Origin of the sequence: Saccharothrix sabaoui (assembly GCF_051756985.1) — a bacterium.
Lineage (GTDB): Bacteria > Actinomycetota > Actinomycetes > Mycobacteriales > Pseudonocardiaceae > Actinosynnema.
Map to the genome: position 1 here is coordinate 40,217 of NZ_JBPKJK010000040.1, position 21,559 is coordinate 61,775.

The following is a 21,559-nucleotide window of genomic DNA, read 5'->3' on the forward strand; positions in this document are numbered from 1 at the left end:
GCTGTAGGCATGCGGGGGACCCTAGCGGTGCCTTACCCGAATTTCACCCGTCCAGGGGTGTTTTTTCGGCAGGTAGACTCTCTTTCCGTGTCGATTGACCCCGCTGAGCTGGAGATCGCCCTGAAGGTGCTCGCCCAGGTGGATGATCTGGAAACCGAGCACCCCGACGCGGTCGCCGTCCGCAGGGCCACCGCCGGCATCTGGAAGAACCTCCGCAAACGCCGCAAGGCCGACCGGCGCGCCGCCGTCACCGCGTCCGACCGCGCCGTCATCGAGGCGACCGCGACCGGTTCGCCGTCGCGCATCGACGACGAGACGCGCGGCGTGCTGCTGCGCGAGCCCGACCCGGGCTCGAAGGCGGGCACGCTGCTGCGCGCCCGGTCCTGCTACACGTGCAAGCGCCGGTACACCGAGGTCGACGCCTTCTACCACCAGCTGTGCCCGACGTGCGCGGACCTGAACCGGGCCAAGCGCGACCAGGGCGCGGACCTGACCGGCAAGCGGGCCCTGCTCACCGGTGGGCGCGCCAAGATCGGCATGTACATCGCCCTGCGGCTGCTGCGCGACGGCGCGCACACCACGATCACCACCCGGTTCCCGCACGACGCGGTGCGCCGGTTCGCCTCGATGCCGGACAGCGCCGACTGGCTGCACCGGCTGCGCGTGGTGGGCATCGACCTGCGCGACCCGAGCCAGGTGGTGCGGCTGGCCGACTCGGTGGCCGCCGCCGGGCCGCTGGACATCCTGATCAACAACGCCGCGCAGACCGTGCGCCGCTCGGCGGACGCCTACGCGCCGCTGGTCGCGGCCGAGGCGGGACCCCTGCCGAGCGGTCCGCTGCCGGAGCTGGTCACGTTCGGCCACACCACCGACGCGCACCCGGTGGCGCTCGCCGGGTCGCTCACCGACACCATCCCGGCGGTGACGGCGCTCGCGCTGACCGCCGGGTCGAAGGAGATCGACGCGGGTGGCCTGGTGCCGGACGTGGCGGCGGTCAACAGCTGGGTGCAGCGGGTCGAGGAGGTCGACCCGGTGGAGCTGCTGGAGGTGCAGCTGTGCAACAGCACCGCGCCGTTCATCCTGATCTCCCGGCTGCGCCCGGCGATGGCCGCCTCCCCCGCGCGGCGCAAGTACGTGGTGAACGTCTCGGCGATGGAGGGCCAGTTCAGCCGCGCCTACAAGGGGCCGGGGCACCCGCACACGAACATGGCCAAGGCCGCGCTGAACATGCTGACGCGCACCAGCGCGGAGGAGATGCTGACCACCGACGGCATCCTGATGACCGCCGTCGACACCGGCTGGATCACCGACGAGCGCCCGCACCCGACCAAGCTGCGGCTGGCCGCCGAGGGCTTCCACGCGCCGCTCGACCTGGTCGACGGCGCGGCCCGGGTCTACGACCCGATCGTGCGCGGTGAGCTGGGCGAGGACCTGCACGGGTGCTTCCTGAAGGACTACGAACCCGCACCCTGGTGACCGTCAGTCCGTCCACTCCCGACAGTAGCAACGGCGGTGGGCCGTTCGGGTAACCGCGTCCCGCGGTGTCGCTGTCCGTGCGACTCTGCGTCGGTAAGGTGGAGCTTTCGACGGGCCGCCGCGGGGCGACGGGGGTGGGCATGGAGGGCGAGCCGCGCGGGGTCCGGTCGTGGTGACCGCCCCCCGCCCCGTGAACCCGTTCCCGCTGCCGGGCTGGGAGGGCACGCCGATGCGCCCGCTGCGCCCCTGGGAGCGCCGGGCGCACCGCGACTACTACGTGCCCGTCGACGGCACGGAGGACGCCTTCCGCGAGTTCCGGCAGGGGATGGGCGACCTGACCGGCCTGCTGGAGGACGGCCGGCTGGTGCTCGTCACGGGCGAGTCGGGCTGCGGCAAGACGGCACTGGTCAACCGGTGCGCGGACTGGGTGGTGACCCGGTTGGCCGACCAGGGGTTGCGCGGCGTGGTCGCCGACCTGACCGGGTGCCTGCCGACCGACCAGGAGCTGTCCATCGACCAGCGCACCGTCGAGGTGTGCGACCAGCTGTTCGACCTGCTGGTGGACCACGAGGCGCTGCGGCCCGGCGCGGAGGGGCGGCTGGCCGCCGACCGGGACGTGCCGCGCCGGGTGTTCCCGCGCCTGGGCCGGTCGCTGCGCGAGGACACCGCGCTCGTCCTGCTGCTGCCCAGCCCCAACGAGCTGGTGGACGAGGTCATCCGGTACGCCCGCGTGCTGCGCAGCCCCAAGGTCCTGTTCCTGACCGAGTCCGCGTTCTTCGGGCCGGACGAGGTGGCGGACGTCGTGCGGCAGCTGGAGACGTGGGTCCCGCCGATCGTGCTCCACGTCGGGCCGCTCGCCCCCGGTGACGCCCGGCGATTCACCGAGGACCGGCTGTCACGTCACGCGGACGTGGGAATTTATCCGCGGATGAGCGATGACGCGATCACATTCGTGGCGAACCTGTGCCAATCGGTCGCGATGCTCCAGAGATTTTTGCACGGCACCTACGAGCACAAACTCGACTCGGGGCTAAGCTACACCGAAGATGACCTGGTCTCCGTCGAGGACATCAGGGCGTTCTTCAACTCGAAGTCCCGGAACGGACTGGGGATTGGGCCATGAGCGGCAGCAGCGAACTCCCGCCCCCGCGGAAGAACCCCTTCTCGCCGATGGCGGTCGCCAGGATCACCGACTTCGACGCCGACCCCGAGGCGGTCGACGTGGCGATCACGACCGACGCCGCGCGGCAGGCCCTCGCGCACCTGACGTCCTACCTGGAGGACCGGCCGGACCGGGGGGCGCGCGACCGCTCCGGCACCGTGCTCGCCGTCCTGGGCGACTACGGCACGGGCAAGACCCACCTGGCGGTCCGGCTGGTCCGGCACGCCCGGGAGGCCCTGGCCGACCCGACCCACGCGCTCTACCTGGACGCGACCGCGGAGAGCTTCATCGAGCTGTACCGCCGGTTCATGCAGAAGCTGGGCCGCGCGGGGGTGCGCGCCCAGGTCAGCGAGTACTACGCGGACATCGTCGCGGACGCCCTCCAGTCCACCGGGCTGACCAGCGACACGCTGGAGTGGCTCGGCAGCAGGCAGCTGGAGCCGCAGGAGGTCGTGGAGCGCCTGGGGCTGATGGAGAGCGCGCTGCTGCGCAAGGTCCAGGACACGCTGCGCGAGGTCACCGACGACAAGGGCTTCGGCACCGCGCTCACCCTGCTGCTGCGCCCCGGTTTCGAGCACTCGGTGTGGTCGTGGCTGCTGGGCGGCGCGCCGGACCAGGTGCTGGTCGAGCGCGGCATCACCACGCCGATCGACACCGAGGTCGCCGCGCTGGAGGCGATGGGCGTGTTCGCCCTGCTGTTCGGCGGCAGGCAGCGGCGGTTCGTGCTGGCGGTCGACGAGCTGGACAAGATCTTCTCCGCGGACAGCAGGCCGCGGAAGCGCACGATGGCCGCGTTCCAGACCATGCTCCAGGTGTTCGCCCGGGCCGGGGCGTGCCTGGTGCTGTGCGGGCTGCCGGACTTCCTGTCCGTGCTGCCGCCCGCGGTGCGCCAGCGCATCCCGTTCACCGTGGTGATGTCCGGGCTGAGCCAGGGCGAGGTGCGCGAGTTCATCACGCTGGCGCAGGAACCGGTGTTCGGCACCCGGCAGCTGGCCCCGTTCACCGTGGACACGGCCCGCTACCTGCGCGACATCGCGCGCGGCAACGCCCGCAACGTGATCCGGCTGTGCCACCGGGTGTTCCGGATGGCCGACGACCTGGCCCGCGCCACCGGCGACCCGGGTGTCCAGGTCACCGAGGAGATGGTGCGGCAGGCGGCGCGGGAGCTGTTCGGCTCGCTCAGCTCCGACGACGTGGACGGCGTGGTGCGGCGGCTGCTCGACGCCAACGGCCTCGACTACCTGCGCCGGCACCTGCTCGGCGCGGGCGAGGACTCGCTGGTCGACTTCTGGGTCACCTTCCCCGACCGCGAGGGCGGGTGCGCGGTGGTCGTGACGCGGTCGCTGCTGGACAACGCGGACGTGGCGACCGTGATGCGGCGGATCTCCGCGGTCCGCGAGGCCGAGCCGGACGCCGAGCTGGTGCTGCTGGTCAACGGGGTGGTGGCGGACGGCGTGGCGATCCAGCTGCACGAGCTGCTCGGCCACGAGCCCCTGGTGTACGTCGAGCGGACGTTCGCCGAGGACTTCAAGGCGCTGGTGGGCGCGACGGGCAGGCGGACGGCCGCCGGCGGCGACCCGATGTCGGCGCTGCGGCAGCGGATGGACCAGCTCAACCGGCAGCAGTCGAGCATCTACGGGTTCATCGAGCAGCTGGCCGAGCACGTGGACGGCGTGCGCACCTCGTCGGACCGGCAGCTCGGGGCGATCCAGCGGCAGCTCGCGCTGCTCACCGGCGCCGGCTCGGCGGAGCGCGCGACCCCGGGCAGGCTGCCCGGCGAGGTGGAGCGGCTGTTCCGGGACGCGCTGGACGCGCTGGAGGAGCTGACCCAGGTCGACGCGATGTTCCAGGAGGCGTTCGACTTCGCGCCGGCCGGGACGCAGGAGGCGGTGCACCGGCGGCTGCGGACCCCGGAGTTCACCCGGGCCGCGGCGCAGGCCGTGTTCACGCAGCGCGCCGTGCACGCGTTCCGGGCGGCGGTGGCGCAGTGGTACCAGGCGTCCGGCGACGACGACGCCGAGGACCGGCTGGAGGCGCTGTGCGGGATCTACGACGACATCGCCGAGTTCCTGCCGCTGTTCGCGCTGAACCCGCTGTTCGACCTGCCGCCGTGGTCGGGGCGGACCGGCGGCGTCGTGACCGAGGTCAACCAGGGCACGCGCCGCACGCGGGTGCACGACGCGTTGCGCAACCTCAGCCCCCGGGTGCGCCGGGCGGTGCTGCGGGCGCCGCACCTGTGAGGTGACCGCTCAGGGGGTGGGTTCGACCCGCTGGACGACGGGCGCGGGACGCGGCACGGCCGCGCGCGGTGCGACCGGGCGCGGCACGGCGGGACGCGTCGCGGGTGCCGGTGCGGGTGCGGCGGGCTCGCGCACGGGTTCCCCCACCGGCGGCCGGAAGCGGTCGTAGAGGCCGTTCGACGCGGCGTGCAGCAGGTTCACCACCACCACGGCGGGCGCGACGACGGCGATGGCGCCCGGGAACGCCGGTTCCAGCAGCAGCGCCAGGATGATCGCGGTCAACCCGTTCTGCTGCCCCAGCGCGAGCCTCGTCCGGTCGCCGCGCCACCGCGCCGGGACCGTCAGCACGACCGCGACCAGCGCCTGCGCGCCGAACGCCGCCGCGCCGAGCACCACGCCGACCAGGGCCAGGCCCCAAGCGAACTCGCCCGCCAGCACCAGCCCGACGGCGGCGGTCGCGGCGAACATGCCCGCCTCGGCCAGGCCGTCGACCCAGCGCCCGAGGTTCGGCCGGAAGAACAGGCCGAGCAGCGCCAGCGCCAGCAGCAGCGACTGCTGCACCGCCACGAACCCGATCGCGAGCACCGCCACGACCATCACCGCGCGCACCGCGTACCGGACCGCCCGGCGACCGACCTCGGCTGCCTCCACGCGGCGGCGCACGAGCGTCCACAGCATGAACGCGACGCCCGCCAGGGCGAGGTTGAGCACGAGGTCCGCCGCGAACGGGCCGACGCCGCCGACCGCGCCGCCGCGCAGCGCGTACGCCGTGAGGTACACGGTCAGCAGCACGGTAATCGGGTCGTCGAACGACGCCCACGCGGCCAGCAGCGCCTTGGCCGAGTCGGACATCCGCGACTTGGCCCGCACGGCGGCCACCGACAGCGGGTCGATCTGCGCGACCGCCACGGCGAGCACCAGGTGCTCCGGTTGCCGGAACACGAAGTACACCGCGCCGAATATCAACGCGACTTTGGCGAGCACGCCCAGCGTCACCGCGACGACGACCGTGCGGAACTGCCGGCGGAATTCCGCGATGACTATTCCACTGGTGCTCGCGTACAGGCCGAACCCGAGAAGTGCGGTGATGAAGAACGCGTACACCGGTGACCGGTCGACTTCACGGAGTGCGAACGATTCCGCGACGAGCCAGCCCGCACCGAGAGCGGCCAGGAGTGCCGCCGAACGGACCGCGGGCGTCATATCGACACGATAAAGAGGGATCAGGGGGCGTTCAAGGACCGGATGGAGTGAGTTCGACGGCGAGCGCGGACATGCGGTCGTCGGCGCCGCTCAGCCTCGCCTGGTCGAGGGTGACCCCGACCAGGTGCTCGCCGGGGCCGAGCCGGTAGTGGAAGACCCCGCCCATCTCGACGTCGAGCACGAACCGCAGCAGCAGCCCGCCGACGACGGGGCTCACCGCCCGGTTGAGCTTGGTCGTCAGGGTGCCCAGCTCCTGCGCGAACCCGTGGTAGAACCGCCGCCGCGCCTCCACGCCGACCTGGGTGAAGAACGGCGCGAGGGACGGGTCGCCCAGGCAGTCGACCATGGTGCGGACCTCGCCCGCCACGACGTGCGCGACCAGGTGCAGGTCGCGGGCCCGCACCGCCTCCACGCACGCGGTCAGCGGCCCGTTGCCGACGGTGACGTGCGGTTCGGCGTCCTCGTCCTCCTCGGCGAGCGGCGCCACGTCGTCCGCGGTGGCCCAGCCGCCGGGGTTGAGGGAGCCGAGGCTGAGGTCCGCGCGCAGCCGGGTGGCGAGGTCCGCGACGGCGCGGTCGGCCTCGTCCACGGCGGGGTGGCCGAACAGCGGCCCGGCGCCCGCGTGGTCGAGGACCAGGCCGACGACGTGCTCGCCGGGCACGACGGCGTCGCAGAACAGCGCGCCCTCCTCGGTGTGCAGCACGGTGCGGATGAGCCGGCCGGTGCGCACCTCCTGCAACGCCCGGTCCAGGCTCGTGACCTGGAACGCCAGGTGCCTGCCGAGCCGCTTGAGCTCCTCGCGGCGGGTGCCGCCGGGCAGCGCGTCGGGCGCGGGGGCCGGGTCGCCGAGGACGTCGACGCCGAAGTCGAACACGCCGCTGCTGTAGTGCGCGAGGTAGTGCAGCGCCGGGCTGCGGAGGACCGCCGCGCGGCAGGCGTGCCGGGTCGTGTCGAACTCGGGGCCGAGGTGCTCGGCCTCCTCCTCGTACAGCTCCACGCTGCTCCCTCCTGCCGGCCGGGGTGCGCGGGGTGCGCCGGCCTCACGTGTGCGGGACGTCGACATCGCACTCCCGCCAGTCCTGGTCGGTCGGCTGCGCGGCCAGCCGCAGGTTGTGCGCCGCCACGGCGGTGTGCGGGTGGTCCGGCCCGAGGAACTCCAGGCAGTCGGTGTGCGCCTCGGCGACCAGTTCGGCCGCCCGGTCGGCCTCGCCCGCCGAGGCGAGCACGCGGGCCTCGTCGACGGCGGCGGCGAGCGTCCACGGGTGGGTGTCGCCGAGCCGCTCGCGCAGGGTCGCCGCGGCGCCGGCCACGTGCTCGACCGCGCCGGGCGCGTCGCCGGTGGCGCGCAGCGCGAGGCCGAGCCCCAGCTCGCACAGCGCGGTGAACGGGTGGTGCTCGGGCAGCTCGACGTGCCGCCGGAAGCCGTCGAGCGCGGTGCGGGCCAGTTCGACGGCCAGCTCCGGGTCGCCGCCGACGCGGCGGTGGTCGGCGGCGAAGCTCAGCGCGCACCCGAGCGTGTAGGGGTGGTGGGGGCCGAGGACCTCGCGGTAGTCGCGCAGCGCCTTGCCGGTGCGCTCCTTGGCCGCCCTGGCGCGGCCCGCGAGCCGCAGCGCGATGGCGTAGTCCCAGCGCACGCCGACCTGGGTCTGGTTCAGCTCCGGCCGCAGGTTCTGCAACTGCTGCGAGGCGGTGAGCAGGGACTCCAGCGCCTCCGGGTAGCGCCCCAGCTCGCGCTGGTAGACGCCGATCCGGGACAGCGTGGTCCACGTGCGCGCGTCGCCGGGCCCGAACAGCCGCTTGCGCCGCCGGTAGTTGTCCTCCTCCAGGAGCAGCGCGCCGGCCGCGTCGCCGGACAGGAACGTCGAGGTGGCGAGGTTGTTGGCGGCGCGGCGGGTGTCCGGGTGGTCGTCGCCGAGCACGGCGCGCAGGCCGTCCCAGGTGGCCTGGTCCTCGGCCAGCGCCTCGGCGAACAGCCCGAGGCCGCGCAGGTCGCCGCCCCGGCCGCGGGCGGTGATCAGCGGCTGCGGGTGGGTCAGGTCGAGGGCGCGCCGCTGCTGGGCCAGCGCCAGGTCGTCCAGCCGCAGCGCGCGGGTGGGCTCGCCCAGGACGCGGTGCACGTTGGCGAGCTGCGCGGCGAGCCGGTTGCGCAGCGGGTCGGCCGGGCCGAACCGCTCGGTCCACGAGTCGAGCAGCCGGTGGCCGGGTTCCAGGGCGGCCCGCCGCACGCCCGTGCCGCCGTCGGTGTAGAGGAAGCGGACCTGGTTGACGAGCCAGCGGCGCACCTTCGGGTCGGTGCTGTCCAGCGCGCCGGACGGGTAGACGTGCTTCTGGAGCTCGGCGAACCGGGCGGCCCGGGTCGGCGACCGGTCCTCCACCTCGGTCGGCGCCAGGGCGGCCAGCGCGGCGAGCACGTCGGCTTGCCGCGTCGCGCGCTCCTCGGGGTCCATCCGCCCGCGCAGCACCCGCTGCACCACGCGGTGCAGCCGCAGCGAGTACTGGTCGCCCCAGTCGACGCGGAACAGCCCGTACCGCGCGCCGCGCCACAGGACCCGGTCGATCTCGCCCGCGTCCAGCTCCACCGGCTCCGCGTCCACCCCGCCCGCGGCGACCAGCCTGCCGAGGAACGCGGGCGAGCGCACCAGCCCCAGGTCCGCGCCCTCGGGCGAGAGGAACGCGCACAGCTGCGCGACCAGCACCGCGAGCCGACCGGTGGCGCTGTCGCGCAGCGAGCCGACCGCCAGGTCGACCACCCGCGCCACACCGCTCTCGTCGGACCGGTCGAGGTGCTCGAACAGGGTGCGCACGGCCCAGGCGGCGGCGTCGGCGTCCCGCGAGCCCGCGCCCAGCTCGGTCCGCGTGACCTCGCCGAGCCACGACGAGACCAGGTCCAGCGACAGCGGCAGGTGCTCGACGGCGTCGGCGACGCGGTGCGCGTCGGCCGGGACCAGGCCGGGCACCCGGTCCAGCAGCAGCCGCGCGCTGTCGTCGGCGCGCATGGGCACCAGCCCGACCGCCGGGCCGGGCGCGGGGCCCGAGGTGACGAGCACGTGGCCGGTCGCGCCGCCGGGCAGCAGGTCGGCGATCAGGTCGAGGTCGTCGGCGTTGTCGTAGACCAGCAGGAACCGGGCGTAGGCCGGGTCGCCGGCGAGGCGGTCGAGCGCGGCGAGCGTGCCGTAGTCGGTCGACCCGGGCTGGTGCAGCCGGGAGGCCAGGTCGGCGAGGCCGCCCAGCACGGACTGCCGGTCGTGCGCGGCGAACCACCACACCGCCGAGTAGTCCGAGGCGAACCGGTAGGCGTACTCCAGGGCCAGTTCGCTCTTGCCGACGCCCGGCACGCCGTTGACGGTCACCACGACCCGCTCGTCGCCCGCCTCGGTGAACCGGTCGCGCAGCTCCTCCAGGTCCTCGTCGCGCCCGACGAACGCGGGGTGGCGGGGCGGCAGGTCGAACACCGCCGGGACGGCGCCGGGTACCCGCATGACCGCGTCGTGCACGGTGCCGGGCCGGTCGATCAGGCCGAAGTGGCTCAGCAGCAGCGCGCCCAGCGCCTCGGGGGTGTGCTCGTGCACGGACAGCGCGCCGCGGCCGGCCGGTTCGTCCTCGTCCAGCAGCAGCCGCAGTACGGTCAGCGGCCGGTCGGGCAGCGCCACCGGCCCGAGGTGCGACGAGGACAGCACCACCACGCCCGGCGGCACGTCGTCGGCGAACCAGCCCGCCGCGTCCCCGGGCCGGCGCACCTGCGCGCCGGCCCGTTCGAGCTGGCCGCGCACCCAGTCGGCCCAGGGGCGGTCACGGGGCGCGTGCACCAGGACCACCCGGTCGGGCTCGGTGGTCGAGGTCAGGCCGAACACCCGCCGGTAGCGGGCGCGCAGCACCGGCGGCACCGGCGCCACGCCGGTCACCTCGCCGGCGGTCACCGCCGCGGCGAGCCTGCCGTACTGGGTCTCCAGGCCACCGCCGCCGCTGGGCTCCTCGACCAGGATGGCGAGCAGCGGGTCGAACGCGTCGAACGGCCGGTACGGGATCTCCACCGTGCCGCCGTCGGGCACCCGCTTCGCCTGGCCGGCCAGCAGCTCGGCGAACGCGGCGTGGATGGCGGAGCGGATGCGGCGGGCGCGGGACAGCTCGTCCGCGTCGTCGAACAGGGTCGCCACCGGCACCAGGTCGATCCGGATCGGGGCCCGCTTGCGCAGCCGCGCGGCCAGGTCGGCGGCGTCGGCGATGGCGCGCGGGCGGGGCCGGAAGCAGACGGCGGCCAGCTCGCACAGCGTCGCGATCAGGGTCAGCGACTCGTCGCCCGCGCCGGTGGGCGCGTCGATCAGCACCTGGTCGTAGTCGGACTCGATCAGCCGGGCGCGCAGTTCGGCGATCGCGCCCGCGTCGCCGTGCCGCTGCTCGGGCCGCGGGCGGCCCGCCGAGTCGGTCGGCATCGGCGCCACCACGTCGATGCAGCCCGCGGGCTGCTCACCCGCGGGCGGCGCGAACCGCTCCACGCCGGGTAACGGGTCCTCGTCGCGCAGCGGGTCGGCGCGGTAGGCGGCGAGCAGGCCGCGGCCCAGCGCGTCCGGCAGCGCGGTGCGGGCCACCAGGAACGGCTCCAGGTACTCGCGGACCCGCGGCACCTCCGAGCCCCAGTCCACGACCAGGACCTTCTGCCCGGCGGTGGCCAGCACCCAGGCCAGGTTCGCCACCGCGCTCGTGCGCCCGGTGCCGCCGGTCGCCGAGAGGAAGGCGGTGACCCCGGTGTGGGCCGGGGTGGTGCGGGGACTGCTCATCTACTGCTCCACGGGCGGGCGGGAGGAAGACCTGGGGATACCGGTAACGCGGGCGCCGCGCCCGCGGGTCAGCCGCGGTTCACCCGAACGGCCGCGACCGCGGCGCGGGGCGTGCCCGCGACGCGAGGGGTGCTCACGGGGCGGGTCGTGCTCACGGGGCGGGTCGTGCTCACAGGGCGCTCTCGAAGGCCGCGTACCGGTTCGGCAGCTCGGCGTTCTCCGCGAGGATGCGGTGCAGCGCGGCGCGCAGCGCGGTGTCGGGCAGTTCGGCCAACCGCGCGAGGTCGATGCCCGTGACGTCCAGCAGTTCGGACTCCAGAACGGGTTCCCCATCCATTTCCGGCGTACCCCCTCACCGCAGTGCTGCGGGTCCAGCGTCGGCACCGCGGTTCCCATGGTAGTGAACGGCAACGGTGGTCGCCCTGAATCCACCGATTGGCGGAGGCAGGACCGGGCGGCCTGTGTTTGATTGCTCGTGGGGGTGCCGGGAATCGGGGGGTTGATGGCCGCGCTGCCGTTCCGCCAGTTCGTGCTGAAGGTGCACGGGAGGTGCAACCTGGCGTGCGATTACTGCTACGTCTACGAACTGGCCGACCAGAGGTGGCGCGACCGGCCGCGCGCGATGTCGCCCGTCGTCGTCCGGCACGCCGCGGCCCGGGTCGCCGAGCACGTGCGCGCGCACGGCCTGGCGTCGGTGGACGTCGTGCTGCACGGCGGCGAGCCGCTGCTGGCCGGGAGGCGGGCGATCTCCTCGCTGGTCGCGGAGTTCCGCGAGGTCGTGCCCGCCGAGGTGCGGTTCACCGCGCAGACGAACGGGACGCTGCTGGACCGCGCTTTCTGCTCGCTGTTCGCGGACCTGGGCGTGCGCGTCGGGGTGAGCGTGGACGGCTCGCCGGAGGCGCACGACCGGCACCGCGTGCGGCCGGACGGCACGGGCAGCTGGGCCGCGGTGCGGTCGGCGCTGGAACTGCTGCGCGAGTTCCCCGAGGTGTACGCGGGGGTGTTGTGCGTCGTCGACGTGCGCAACGATCCCGTGCGCACCTACGAGTCGCTGATGGCGTTCGCACCGCCCGTGCTCGATTTCCTCCTGCCGCACGGCAACTGGTCCGCGCCGCCTCCCGACCGTGCGCCGGACGCGCCGGGAACGCCTTATGCGAAGTGGTTGTCGACGCTTTTCGACCACTGGTACGAGAAGCCGCGCACGCGGGTCAGGGTGTTCGACGAGCTGCTGGCCGCGCTGCTCGGCGGCGGTTCCGGCGTGGAGGGGATCGGGCTGAGCCCGTCCGGTCAGCTGGTGGTGGAGACGGACGGGACCGTGGAGACGTCCGACATCCTCGCGTCCTCCTCCCCCGACGCCGCCGCGACCGGGCTGCACGTGGCGCGCGACCCGTTCGACGCGGCGCTGGACCTGCCGGACGTGCGGGCCGGGCGCGCGGGGCTGGCCGGGCTGTCCGCGACGTGCCGCCGGTGCCCGGTGGTGCGGGTGTGCGGCGGGGGCCTGCGCGCGCACCGGTACCGGGCGGGGGCGGGCTTCGACCGGCCGTCGGTCTACTGCCCGGACCTGGCCGCGCTGATCGGGCACGTGCGGTCGCGGGTGGCGGCGGACCTGGCGGTGCTGGCATGACGGTCGGGGCCGGCGTGACGGTCGGGGCCGGCGTGACGGTCGCGCCGTTCCGCCTCTCCAGCGCCGACTTCACCGCGCTGGCCAGGGGCGGCGGTGGGGTGGCGGTGCGGGCGTTGCGGCGGGCGCGGCGCAGTCGGACCCTGCTGATGGTCCGCGCCATCGCCGCGCACCCGGACGCGCGGCCCGCCTACGAGCTGCTGCGCGAGGTGGGGCGCGTGGCCCCCGCCGCCGTGGAGCGGGTGCTCGACCACCCCTCCGTGGGCGCGTGGGCGACCCGCACCGCCGTGGCCCTCGACCGCGGCGAACCCGCCGCGCCCGCCGAGCTGGCGTTCGCCGCGGTGGCCGCGGCGGTGCGCGCGGGGCTGCCCGCGGACCTCCCGCTGCCGCCGGCGGACGTGGTGTCGCTGCCGTCGCTGGGCGTGGTGGTCGGGCCGGGGCTGGCGCACGAACCGCTGCCCGTGGTGGGGAGCGGCGCGTTCACCCCCCAGCTCGACCCGTGGGCGGGCGGCGGCGTGCCCGCCGGGCTGACCGCCGACCCCGCGCCCGACGCGGCCCGGTGGCACGACCGCGTGACCGGCGCATGGGAGCTGCTGTCCCGCGACCACCCGGCCCTGGCCGCCGAGGTCGCCGAGGTGGTGACGGTGCTGACGCCCGTGCCGTCCTCGCCGGGCGGGACCAGCAGCGCGACCCCGGCCGACGCGTTCGGCTGCGTGTTCCTGTCCCTGCCCCCGGACGCCGAGACGGCGGCGGTGACCCTGGCGCACGAGGCGCAGCACAGCAAGCTCGGCGCCCTGATGGACCTGTTCCCGCTGGTCGTGCCGGACCGCGACGCCCGGTTCTACGCGCCGTGGCGGGAGGACCCGCGCCCCGCCGTCGGCCTGCTGCACGGCACGTACGCGCACCTGGCCGTGGCCGGGTTCTGGCGGGACCGGCCGGGTGCGGCGGCGCAGGCCGAGTACGCGCGCTGGCGCTCGGCGGCCCTGGTCGGCGCCGAGACGCTGCTGGCCGGCGGCAAGCTGACGCCCACCGGCACCCGGTTCACCGAGGTCGTGGCCGAGGTCCTGCGCGCCTGGGCCGCCGAGCCGCTGCCCGCGCCGGTGCTGGCCGCGGCCCGGGAGGAGGCGCGCAGGCACCGGGCGCGCTGGGAGGCCGCGCACGCAGAGGCCGTGCACGCAGAGGCCGTGCACGCAGAGGCCGTGCACACAACCTGACGACGCGCCGGACGTGATCCACCGAGTTCACCCGTCCGGCGGAGATACTCGCCGCCATGCTCACCGCCGACGGCCACCTGGTGCACTCCCCGTCGGACCTGGTGGACCTGCTGGAGTGCGGGCACCGCAGCACCCTCTCGCACGCCCTGGCCCTCGGCGTGCCCGGCGCGCCCGCCCCCGACCAGCGGCAGGGCCTGCTGGCCGCGCGGCACGGGCTGGCGCACGAGCAGGCCGTGCTGGAGCGGTTCCGCGCGGAGCACGACGTGGTGGAGATCCCGCAGCCCGCGCCGACCCACGCGGCGCTGACCGAGGCCGCGGCGCTGACCGCGCGGGCCCTCGACGCCGGCGCACCCGTCGTCTACCAGGGCGTCTTCTACGCCGACGGCTTCCATGGGCGCGCCGACTTCCTGGTCGCCGGACCGCACGGCTACGAGCCGCACGACGCGAAGCTCGCCCGGCACGCCACGCCGGCCGCCGTCGTGCAGCTCACCGCGTACGCCGACGCCCTGGGCCACCGGGCGGGGCCCTCGATGCACCTGCTGCTCGGCGACGGCACGACCAGAGCGTTCCGGGTCGGCGACTTCCTGCCGCTGGTGCGCGACCTCCGGGACCGGCTGACGGCCCGCCTGGCGCGACCGGCCGCGCTGCCCGCCCGCCTGTGGGACGACGAGCGCCCGGCGTGCGCGACGTGCCGCTTCGCCCGGCACTGCGCCACCGGCCGCGAGCGGGCGCGCGACCTGTCGCTGGTCGCGGGCATCCGCTCCGACCAGCGGCGCAAGCTCGTCGCGGCGGGCCTGGGCACGATCGACGCGCTGGCCAACGCCACCCGGCTGGAGAAGCCGGCCACGATGTCGGCCGCCACGTTCGCCGGCCTGCGCGCGCAGGCCGCGTTGCAGGTCATCCAGGACGACTCGCGCACCGAGGACGACCCGGTCGGCAAGGTCGCCTACGAGGTCGTGGCGCCCGAGGCGCTGGCCGCGCTGCCCGAGCCGAGCCCCGGCGACCTGTTCTTCGACATGGAGGGCGACCCGTTCGCGCTCGACGGCGAGGGCCTGGAGTACCTGTTCGGCGTGGTCGACGCGGACGCCGCGTTCACCCCGTTCTGGGCGCACACCCGGCCGCAGGAGAAGCGGGCGTTCGAGCGGTTCGTCGACCACGCGACCGCCGTCCTGGAGGCGCACCCCGGCGCGCACGTCTACCACTACGCGCCCTACGAGGTGAACGCCCTCAAGAGGCTCGCCGCCCTGCACGGCACCCGTGAGGACGCCGTCGACCACCTGCTGCGCTCGGGCGCGCTGGTGGACCTGTACTCGGTGGTGCGCAAGGCGCTGCGGGTGTCGCAGCGGTCGTACTCGATCAAGTACCTGGAGCCGCTCTACATGCCCGGCGCCCGCACGGGCGAGGTGAAGAACGCGGTGTCCAGCATCGAGGCGTACGAGGAGTTCCTGTCCCTGCGCGACGTCGACCCGGCGCGCGCCGAGGACGTCCTGACCGGCATCGCCGACTACAACACCGACGACTGCGTCTCGACTCTGCGGCTGTACCGGTTCCTGCTGGAGGTGCGGGCCGAGGCGGGGATCGAGCCGCACGTGCCCGAGCCGTCGTTCACCCAGGAGGTCGAGGACGAGATCGCGGCCCAGCGCCGCGCCGAGCGCGCCGAGCGGCTGGCCGCCGTGGTGGACCCGCTGATCGAGGGGCTGCCGGACAACCCGGCCGACTTCACCGACGACGAGCGGGCCCGCGCGCTGCTGGCCGCCGCCGTCGGCTACCACCGCCGCGAGACCAACCCGGCGTGGTGGGACTTCTTCCGGCAGCTCGCCGCGCCCCTGCCGGAGCTGGAGGCCGACACCTCGTGCGCCGTGGGGACGAGCGTGCGCGCCGAGGACTGGGCGATGCCGTCGGGGCGGGTGCGCAAGGCGAAGCGCCAGGTCACGGTGGCCTGCGACCCGGACCGGCCGCACCCGTTCGCGGCCGGCGACCAGGTGCGCCTGCTCTACCCCGGCACGCCCAACACGACCCGCGACGCCGTGGTGGTGGCCGAGTCGGCCGAGGACGTCGTGCTGCTGGAGAGCGCCGGGCCGGACTCGGTCGACGGCGCGGTGCCGGTGGCCGTGCTGCCGGGCAGCCCGGTCCGCCCGACCCCGAAGGACGAGGCGGTCCACGACCTGGCCGCCGCGGTCGTGGACGGGCTGCCCGAGCTGCCGCCGCACCCCGGGATCGACCTGGTCCGCCGCACCCCGCCGCGCCTGCGCACGGGCGCGCTGCCCCGCTCCGACGACCTGATCGCGGACGTGATCGCCGCCGTGGACGCCCTCGACGGCTCGACGCTGGCCGTGCAGGGGCCGCCGGGCGCGGGCAAGACGTACCTGGCGGGACGGCTGATCGCCCACCTGATCCGCGGCGGGCGCAGCGTCGGCGTGACGTCGACCAGCCACAAGGCGGTGGAGAACGTGCTGTCCGCGGCCCTGGCCGCCGGGCGCGAGCTGGGCGTGCCGATCCCGACCGCGAAGCGGGCCAAGGGCGCGCCGGCCCGCGACTGCGCCTGGGAGCAGCCGCGCGACAACCCGGCGCTGGTGCGCTGGCGCGACGACCAGGGCGGCGGCCACCTCGTCGGCGGCACGTCGTGGACCTTCGCGAACGCGGCGCTGCGCGAGCAGCCGTTCGACGTGCTGATCGTCGACGAGGCGGGCCAGTTCGCGCTGGCCGACGCGCTGGCCGTGTCCACGTGCGCGCGCAACCTCGTGCTGCTCGGCGACCCGCAGCAGCTGCCCCAGGTCGTGCAGGGGACGCACCCGGCGGGCGCGGAGGCGTCCGCGCTCGGCCACCTGATCGGCGACGCCGACGTGGTGCCGCCGTCGCTGGGCTACTTCCTGGACCAGACGCGCCGGATGCACCCGGCGGTGTGCGAGCCGGTGTCGAACCTGTCGTACGCCGGTCTGCTGCGCGCGCACGAGAGCACGGCGTCGCGCGGCATCGCCGGTGTGGACAGCGGTGTGTACCTCCACTCGGTGCGGCACTCGAACAACACCACCGGTTCGGTGGAGGAGGCCGCCGCGGTCGTGGACGTGGTGCGCTCGCTCATGGGTCGCATGTGGACGGACGGTGCGGGCGCGCGCGCCCTCGACGACTCCGACGTGCTGGTGGTGGCCCCGTACAACCTCCAGGTCCGGTTGGTGCGGCGCGAGCTGGAGAAGCACGGCTACGAGCACGTCCGGGTGGGCACCGTGGACCGCTTCCAGGGCCAGGAGGCGCCGGTGGTGATCACCACGATGACCTCCTCCGCCGCCGTGGACCTGCCGCGCGGGCTGGACTTCCTGCTGTCGCGCAACCGGTTGAACGTGGCCCTGTCGCGCGCGCAGGCCGTCGCCGTGGTGATCTGCTCGCCGAGGCTGGTGGAGGCCGACATCCGCGACGTGGACCAACTCCGCCTGGTGTCGGGCATGGTGGGCCTCATGTCCGAGGCCCACCCCTGGGTGCCGCCCGCGTAGGTCGGTCAGGACTTCGGCAGTCCCACCGGGTTGATCTCGGACTTCTCGACCGCCTCGTCCGCCAGCCCCCACCGGTCGAGGACCTCGGCGTACTTGCCGGATGCGATCAGGTGGTCGAGGGCCTCCGCCACCGGTTCCACGAGGCCGCTGCCCTTCTTCGTCGTCACGGCGATCTTGCCGACCACCTCGCCGCCGCCGGAGAAGGTGCCGATCACCTCGGTCTTGCCGGAGGTCGCCACGTGGTACGCCGACGTGGGGTTCGGGCCCAGGTAGGCGTCGATGCGGCCGGACTCCAGGGCCAGGTAGTAGTCGGCCGAGTTCTGGAAGTACTTGATGTCGGTCGCCGGCAGCCCCTTGGCCTGGTTGGCGTTGCTCCAGTCGACCAGGATCTTCTCCTGGTTGGTGCCGGAGGTGACGGCGATGACCTTGCCCGCCACGTCCTCCGGCCCCGCGACCTTCCACGTCCCGCCCTTCTTCGCCTCGAACGCGAGGGTGTCCAGGCGGTACGTGGCGAAGTCGTACTTCTCCTTGCGCGCCTCGGTGACGGTGATGTTGGAGATGCCCAGCGGGTACTGGCCGCTGTCCAGGCCGACGAACAGGTTCTCCCAGGACGAGACCTCCAGCCGGGCCTCCAGGCCGAGGACGCCGGCGATGAGCACCGCGATGTCGGTCTCCACGCCGATGGGTGTCTTGTCGTCGGTGGCGTAGAAGCGCAGCGGCGGGGCGGTGCCGGCCGAGCCGCCGACGACGAGCCGGCCGCCCGAGCGGAACTCCTCGGGCACCTTGGCCGCGATGGCGTCGACCTTCGCGGCGGTGACCCGGTTCTGCTCGGGGCTCAGGTTGATCACCCGGCCACCGGACACGACCTGGTCCTCCGCGGCGGCGCCGTCGGCGTCCGAGCACGCCGCCAGGGACAGGGCGGCGACGGCCACCAGGGCGATGGTCTTCTTGAGGGACAACGGGATCACTCCTCGGAACGCGGTGGGCTCAGAGCACGGTGGACAGGAACGCGCGGGTGCGCGGGTGGGCGGGTGCGTCGAGGACCTCGGCGGGCGGGCCCTGCTCGACGACGACGCCGCGGTCCAGGAAGACCACGGTGTCGGCGACCTCGCGGGCGAAGCCGACCTCGTGGGTGACGACGACCATGGTGGTGCCGGTGCGCGCGAGGTCCTTGACGACGTCGAGGACCTCGCCGACCAGCTCCGGGTCGAGCGCGGACGTCGGTTCGTCGAACAGCAGCACCTTCGGCTCCAGCGCGAGCGCCCGCGCGATGGCCACGCGCTGCTGCTGACCGCCGGACAGGTGCCTCGGGTAGGCGGCCTCCTTGTCCGCGAGGCCGACCCGCGCCAGCAGCCGGCGCGCCCTCTCGCGCACCTCGGCCACCGGTTCCCGCAGCGCCGACACGGGCGCCTCGACGACGTTCTCCAGCACGGTCAGGTGCGGGAACAGGTTGAAGTTCTGGAACACGAAGCCGATGTGCGTGCGCTGCCTGAGCACGTCGCGCTCCCGCAGCTCGTGCAGCTTGTTCCCGCGCCGCCGGTAGCCGATGGGGTCGCCGTCGACGCTCACCAGGCCGCGGTCGACCTTCTCCAGGTGGTTGATCGCGCGCAGCAGCGTCGACTTGCCCGACCCGGACGGCCCGAGCACCACGACGACCTCGCCGGCCCGGACCTCCAGGTCCACGCCGCGCAGCACGTGGTTGTCGCCGAAGCTCTTGTGGACGCCCCGCAGCTCGACCATCACCTCGCCCACTTCCACCCCTCCTCGTGCCTGGTCGCGCCCTTGGCGTAGTGCTTCTCGACGTAGTGCTGGACGATGGACAGCACGGTGGTCAGCGCGATGTACCAGGCGGTGGCGACCATGAGCAGGGCGACGACGCGGGCGTTGCGGCCGTAGATGACCTGCACCTGGTAGAACAGCTCGCCGATGGCCACCACGGACACCACCGAGGTGCCCTTGAACAGGCTGATCACCTCGTTGGTCGCGTTCGGCAGGATCGACCGCATGGCCTGCGGCAGGATGATCCGGCGGAACTGGCGCGCCCGGGGGATGCCCAGCGCGGCGGCGGCCTCCAGCTGGCCGTGGTCGACCGAGATGACGCCGGAGCGGACGATCTCCGCCGCGTAGGCCGCCTGGTGCAGCGCGAGCCCCAGCACGGCCGCGCCCATGGGGCTGATCAGGTCCTTCGTGTCGACCCCGAAGAACGTCGGCCCGAACGGGACGCCGAAGCGCAGCTCCTCGTACAGGTAGGAGATGTTGAACCAGAACAGCAGCTGCACGATGAGCGGCACGGACCGGAACACCCAGGTGTAGGTCCAGCTCACCGCCTCCAGGAACCGGCTGCGGGACAGCCTCATGAGGGCCAGCGCGATGCCGAGGGCGAACCCGATCGCGGTGCCGTAGAGGGTGAGCTCCAGGGTCACCACGACCGCGTCGAGGATGGACTTCGCGGTGACGAACCGGGCGAACGTGGCCCAGTCCCAACCGGGGTTGGTGACCAGGCCGTGCACGAACTGGGCGGCGAGGACGAGCACGACGGCGATGCCGACCCAGCGCCACGGGTGACGGGCCGGGACGATCACCGGCGGTGGGGGGTCGGTGTCGGCTGCGCGCGGGCGCGGACGTGCGGACACGCTCATGGTGGGTTCCTTCGGGGAGGGTGAGCCGCTCGCGCCGGGTGCGCCTCCCGGACGGCGATCGGTTTGTGCGGCGGCAGGAAAGTAGCCACTTCGCCGACGCCCGAACAAGGAAGCCCACCTGCTGAGCCGCGGCGACGGGTGGTTGACAAAACCGCCCCGTCACCCGAACCGACCAGCGGTCGAGGTGAACGCGGGACGGCCGCCGTCCGTACAGGGGTGTGCGCCCCCCTGCACACCCTCGCCGCGTCACACCCCCGCCGCGCCGTCCACAGGAGCAGCCATGCAGTTCGCACGGGCCGTCCGGGCACCCCTGGGCGTCGCGGCGGTCGTCGCCGCGTGCCTGCTCACCGCCGCGCCGGCCGGGGCGCACACCCCGGCGGTCAAGGCGGGCTGCATCGACGGCCGGGCGGTGCTCACCGTCGGGCTGGGCGGCTACGACGGCCGGCGCGCCAACACCGTCGAGGTGGTCGACAACGACCGGTCCATCGAGGACTCGGAGTTCCGCGAGGCGTTCCGGAGGTCCTTCAGCCGGACCGGGCGGACGCCGCACGCGTTCCGGGTGACGGTCCGGGCGTGGGACGACCCGCGCTGGTCGAGGGGGTGGTCGTTCACCCGGGAGCACCGGGTCCCGGTGTGCGCGCCACCGCCCCCTCCCCCGGCCGGCACCGGGGCGGCGGTGGCCCCCGAGCCGCCACCCGCGCCGGCGCCCGCACCGCCACCGCCGACGCCCGCGTCGACCACAGTGGAGACGACCACGACGACCACCACCACGCCCGTCTTCACCTGGCCCACCACCAGGCCGGAAGCGGTCGTGGTGCCCGCTTCGGCGGAGAGCGGCCCGCCGGTCACCCGCGCGGACGTGGTCCTCCCCCTCGCGCTCGGCGCCCTGCTGCTGCTCGGCGGCCCGGCGGTGCTGATCGTCCTCAGGCGACGGCTCAGAAACCGCCCACAAGGGATTCGAAGACGGTCGATATAAACGTTCAGTAGTTACCAATACCCCAGTCGGGTCGTTATCTGTCCCCGTATAGGGTGACCGCGTTCTCCTCAGCCCTCCCCTCAGGAGCAATCAATGCAGCTCGCCAGAGTCGGCGCTGTCCTCGGTGTCGCCGCGGCCGTCGTCACGACCGCCCTCCTCACCGCCCTGCCGGCGTCGGCCCACAACAAGAAGTTCAGCGCGGAGTGCGTGGACGGCCAGTCCGTCCTCCACGTCGACCTGACCCAGTACGCGGCGAAGACCGACAGCAAGACGAACTACCTCAAGATCACGGTCGACGGGCAGCACTTCAAGACCGTCGAGTTCGGCGTGCAGCTCAAGGAGAAGTACACCGTCGCCAAGGGCGACGCGAAGCACACGATCCTCGCCGAGGTCGACGCGTACGACGGCAACAAGGGCACCCAGTACGACTACAAGACCGACCCGGTGCTGGTGACCGAGGCGTGCGTCGAGCAGGTGCCGACGACCACCACCACGACCACCACCACGACGACCACCACGACCACCGAGGTCCTCCCCACGACGACCACCACGGTCGAGACCACGCCGGAGACCACCACGGCGACCACGACCGAGGCCGCGCCGACCACCACGACCACCACGGTCGCGGTCGTGCCGGTGGCCGACGAGGACGAGCTGGCCAGCACGGGCGCGAGCGTCTTCGTGCCGCTGACCATCGGCGTCGTGCTGCTCGGCGGTGGCGCCGGCCTGCTGTTCTTCCTGCGCCGGCGCGCGGCGAACAGCTGA

Annotated in this window: 15 protein-coding genes; 8 read left to right on the plus strand and 7 right to left on the minus strand. The window is 74.1% G+C overall.

Annotated features, from left to right (window positions below; translation table 11 throughout):
• The first annotated feature begins 87 nt into the window (after positions 1 to 87).
• The 3 genes from ACR807_RS15145 (at position 88) to ACR807_RS15155 (ending at position 4,878) form a co-directional block, all read left to right on the plus strand.
• Positions 88 to 1,476, plus strand: coding sequence for an SDR family NAD(P)-dependent oxidoreductase (locus ACR807_RS15145; RefSeq protein WP_438921940.1), 1,389 nt, complete (start codon positions 88 to 90; stop codon positions 1,474 to 1,476).
• Between the two features lie 169 nt (positions 1,477 to 1,645).
• Positions 1,646 to 2,599 carry an ATP-binding protein gene (locus ACR807_RS15150; RefSeq protein ID WP_438921941.1) on the plus strand — a complete coding sequence of 318 codons (954 nt, stop codon included), beginning with the start codon at positions 1,646 to 1,648 and terminating at the stop codon, positions 2,597 to 2,599.
• Complete coding sequence (locus tag ACR807_RS15155) at positions 2,596 to 4,878, plus strand: hypothetical protein (protein WP_438921942.1); 2,283 nt, start codon at positions 2,596 to 2,598, stop codon at positions 4,876 to 4,878. The genes ACR807_RS15150 and ACR807_RS15155 overlap by 4 nt, the downstream gene beginning before the upstream one ends.
• 9 nt (positions 4,879 to 4,887) lie before the next feature.
• Here ACR807_RS15155 and ACR807_RS15160 read toward each other — a convergent pair whose 3' ends face one another.
• From ACR807_RS15160 to fxsA, 4 genes are all read right to left on the minus strand, one after another.
• Positions 4,888 to 6,081 (minus strand): cation:proton antiporter, encoded by a 1,194-nt coding sequence (locus tag ACR807_RS15160; RefSeq protein ID WP_438921943.1) that lies wholly within the window; start codon positions 6,079 to 6,081, stop codon positions 4,888 to 4,890.
• Between the two features lie 31 nt (positions 6,082 to 6,112).
• Positions 6,113 to 7,078, minus strand: coding sequence for a hypothetical protein (locus ACR807_RS15165; protein WP_438921944.1), 966 nt, complete (start codon positions 7,076 to 7,078; stop codon positions 6,113 to 6,115).
• A gap of 43 nt (positions 7,079 to 7,121) precedes the next feature.
• Positions 7,122 to 10,856, minus strand: coding sequence for an FxSxx-COOH system tetratricopeptide repeat protein (gene fxsT / locus ACR807_RS15170; RefSeq protein WP_438921945.1), 3,735 nt, complete (start codon positions 10,854 to 10,856; stop codon positions 7,122 to 7,124).
• Positions 10,857 to 11,025: 169 nt separating this feature from the next.
• Entirely contained in the window at positions 11,026 to 11,193 is a 168-nt protein-coding gene (gene fxsA / locus ACR807_RS15175) for an FxSxx-COOH cyclophane-containing RiPP peptide (RefSeq protein ID WP_438921946.1), read from the minus strand.
• Positions 11,194 to 11,358: 165 nt separating this feature from the next.
• Here fxsA and ACR807_RS15180 point away from each other — a divergent pair, with 165 nt between their 5' ends.
• The 3 genes from ACR807_RS15180 to ACR807_RS15190 all read left to right on the plus strand — a co-directional run bounded on the left by ACR807_RS15180 (position 11,359) and on the right by ACR807_RS15190 (position 17,179).
• Positions 11,359 to 12,480 carry an FxsB family cyclophane-forming radical SAM/SPASM peptide maturase gene (locus tag ACR807_RS15180; protein WP_438921947.1) on the plus strand — a complete coding sequence of 374 codons (1,122 nt, stop codon included), beginning with the start codon at positions 11,359 to 11,361 and terminating at the stop codon, positions 12,478 to 12,480.
• Positions 12,477 to 13,691: an aKG-HExxH-type peptide beta-hydroxylase gene (locus ACR807_RS15185; protein ID WP_438921948.1), complete on the plus strand. Its 1,215-nt coding sequence runs from the start codon at positions 12,477 to 12,479 to the stop codon at positions 13,689 to 13,691. The genes ACR807_RS15180 and ACR807_RS15185 overlap by 4 nt, the downstream gene beginning before the upstream one ends.
• Positions 13,692 to 13,771: 80 nt before the next feature.
• A complete protein-coding gene (locus ACR807_RS15190) occupies positions 13,772 to 17,179 on the plus strand; it encodes a TM0106 family RecB-like putative nuclease (protein WP_438921955.1) in 3,408 nt (1,135 codons plus the stop codon).
• Between the two features lie 5 nt (positions 17,180 to 17,184).
• Here the strand turns inward: ACR807_RS15190 and ACR807_RS15195 are convergent, their stop codons facing one another.
• Genes ACR807_RS15195 through ACR807_RS15205 form a run of 3 tightly spaced genes read right to left on the minus strand, consistent with a single transcriptional unit; the run spans position 17,185 to position 19,818 of the window.
• Positions 17,185 to 18,138 carry an ABC transporter substrate-binding protein gene (locus tag ACR807_RS15195; RefSeq protein ID WP_438921949.1) on the minus strand — a complete coding sequence of 318 codons (954 nt, stop codon included), beginning with the start codon at positions 18,136 to 18,138 and terminating at the stop codon, positions 17,185 to 17,187.
• 28 nt (positions 18,139 to 18,166) lie between these two features.
• Positions 18,167 to 18,919, minus strand: coding sequence for an amino acid ABC transporter ATP-binding protein (locus ACR807_RS15200; protein ID WP_438921956.1), 753 nt, complete (start codon positions 18,917 to 18,919; stop codon positions 18,167 to 18,169).
• Complete coding sequence (locus tag ACR807_RS15205) at positions 18,919 to 19,818, minus strand: amino acid ABC transporter permease (protein WP_438921950.1); 900 nt, start codon at positions 19,816 to 19,818, stop codon at positions 18,919 to 18,921. Before ACR807_RS15205 ends, ACR807_RS15200 begins: the two co-directional genes overlap by 1 nt.
• 280 nt (positions 19,819 to 20,098) lie before the next feature.
• Here ACR807_RS15205 and ACR807_RS15210 point away from each other — a divergent pair, with 280 nt between their 5' ends.
• A complete protein-coding gene (locus ACR807_RS15210) occupies positions 20,099 to 20,794 on the plus strand; it encodes a hypothetical protein (RefSeq protein ID WP_438921951.1) in 696 nt (231 codons plus the stop codon).
• Between the two features lie 93 nt (positions 20,795 to 20,887).
• Complete coding sequence (locus ACR807_RS15215) at positions 20,888 to 21,559, plus strand: LPXTG cell wall anchor domain-containing protein (protein WP_438921952.1); 672 nt, start codon at positions 20,888 to 20,890, stop codon at positions 21,557 to 21,559.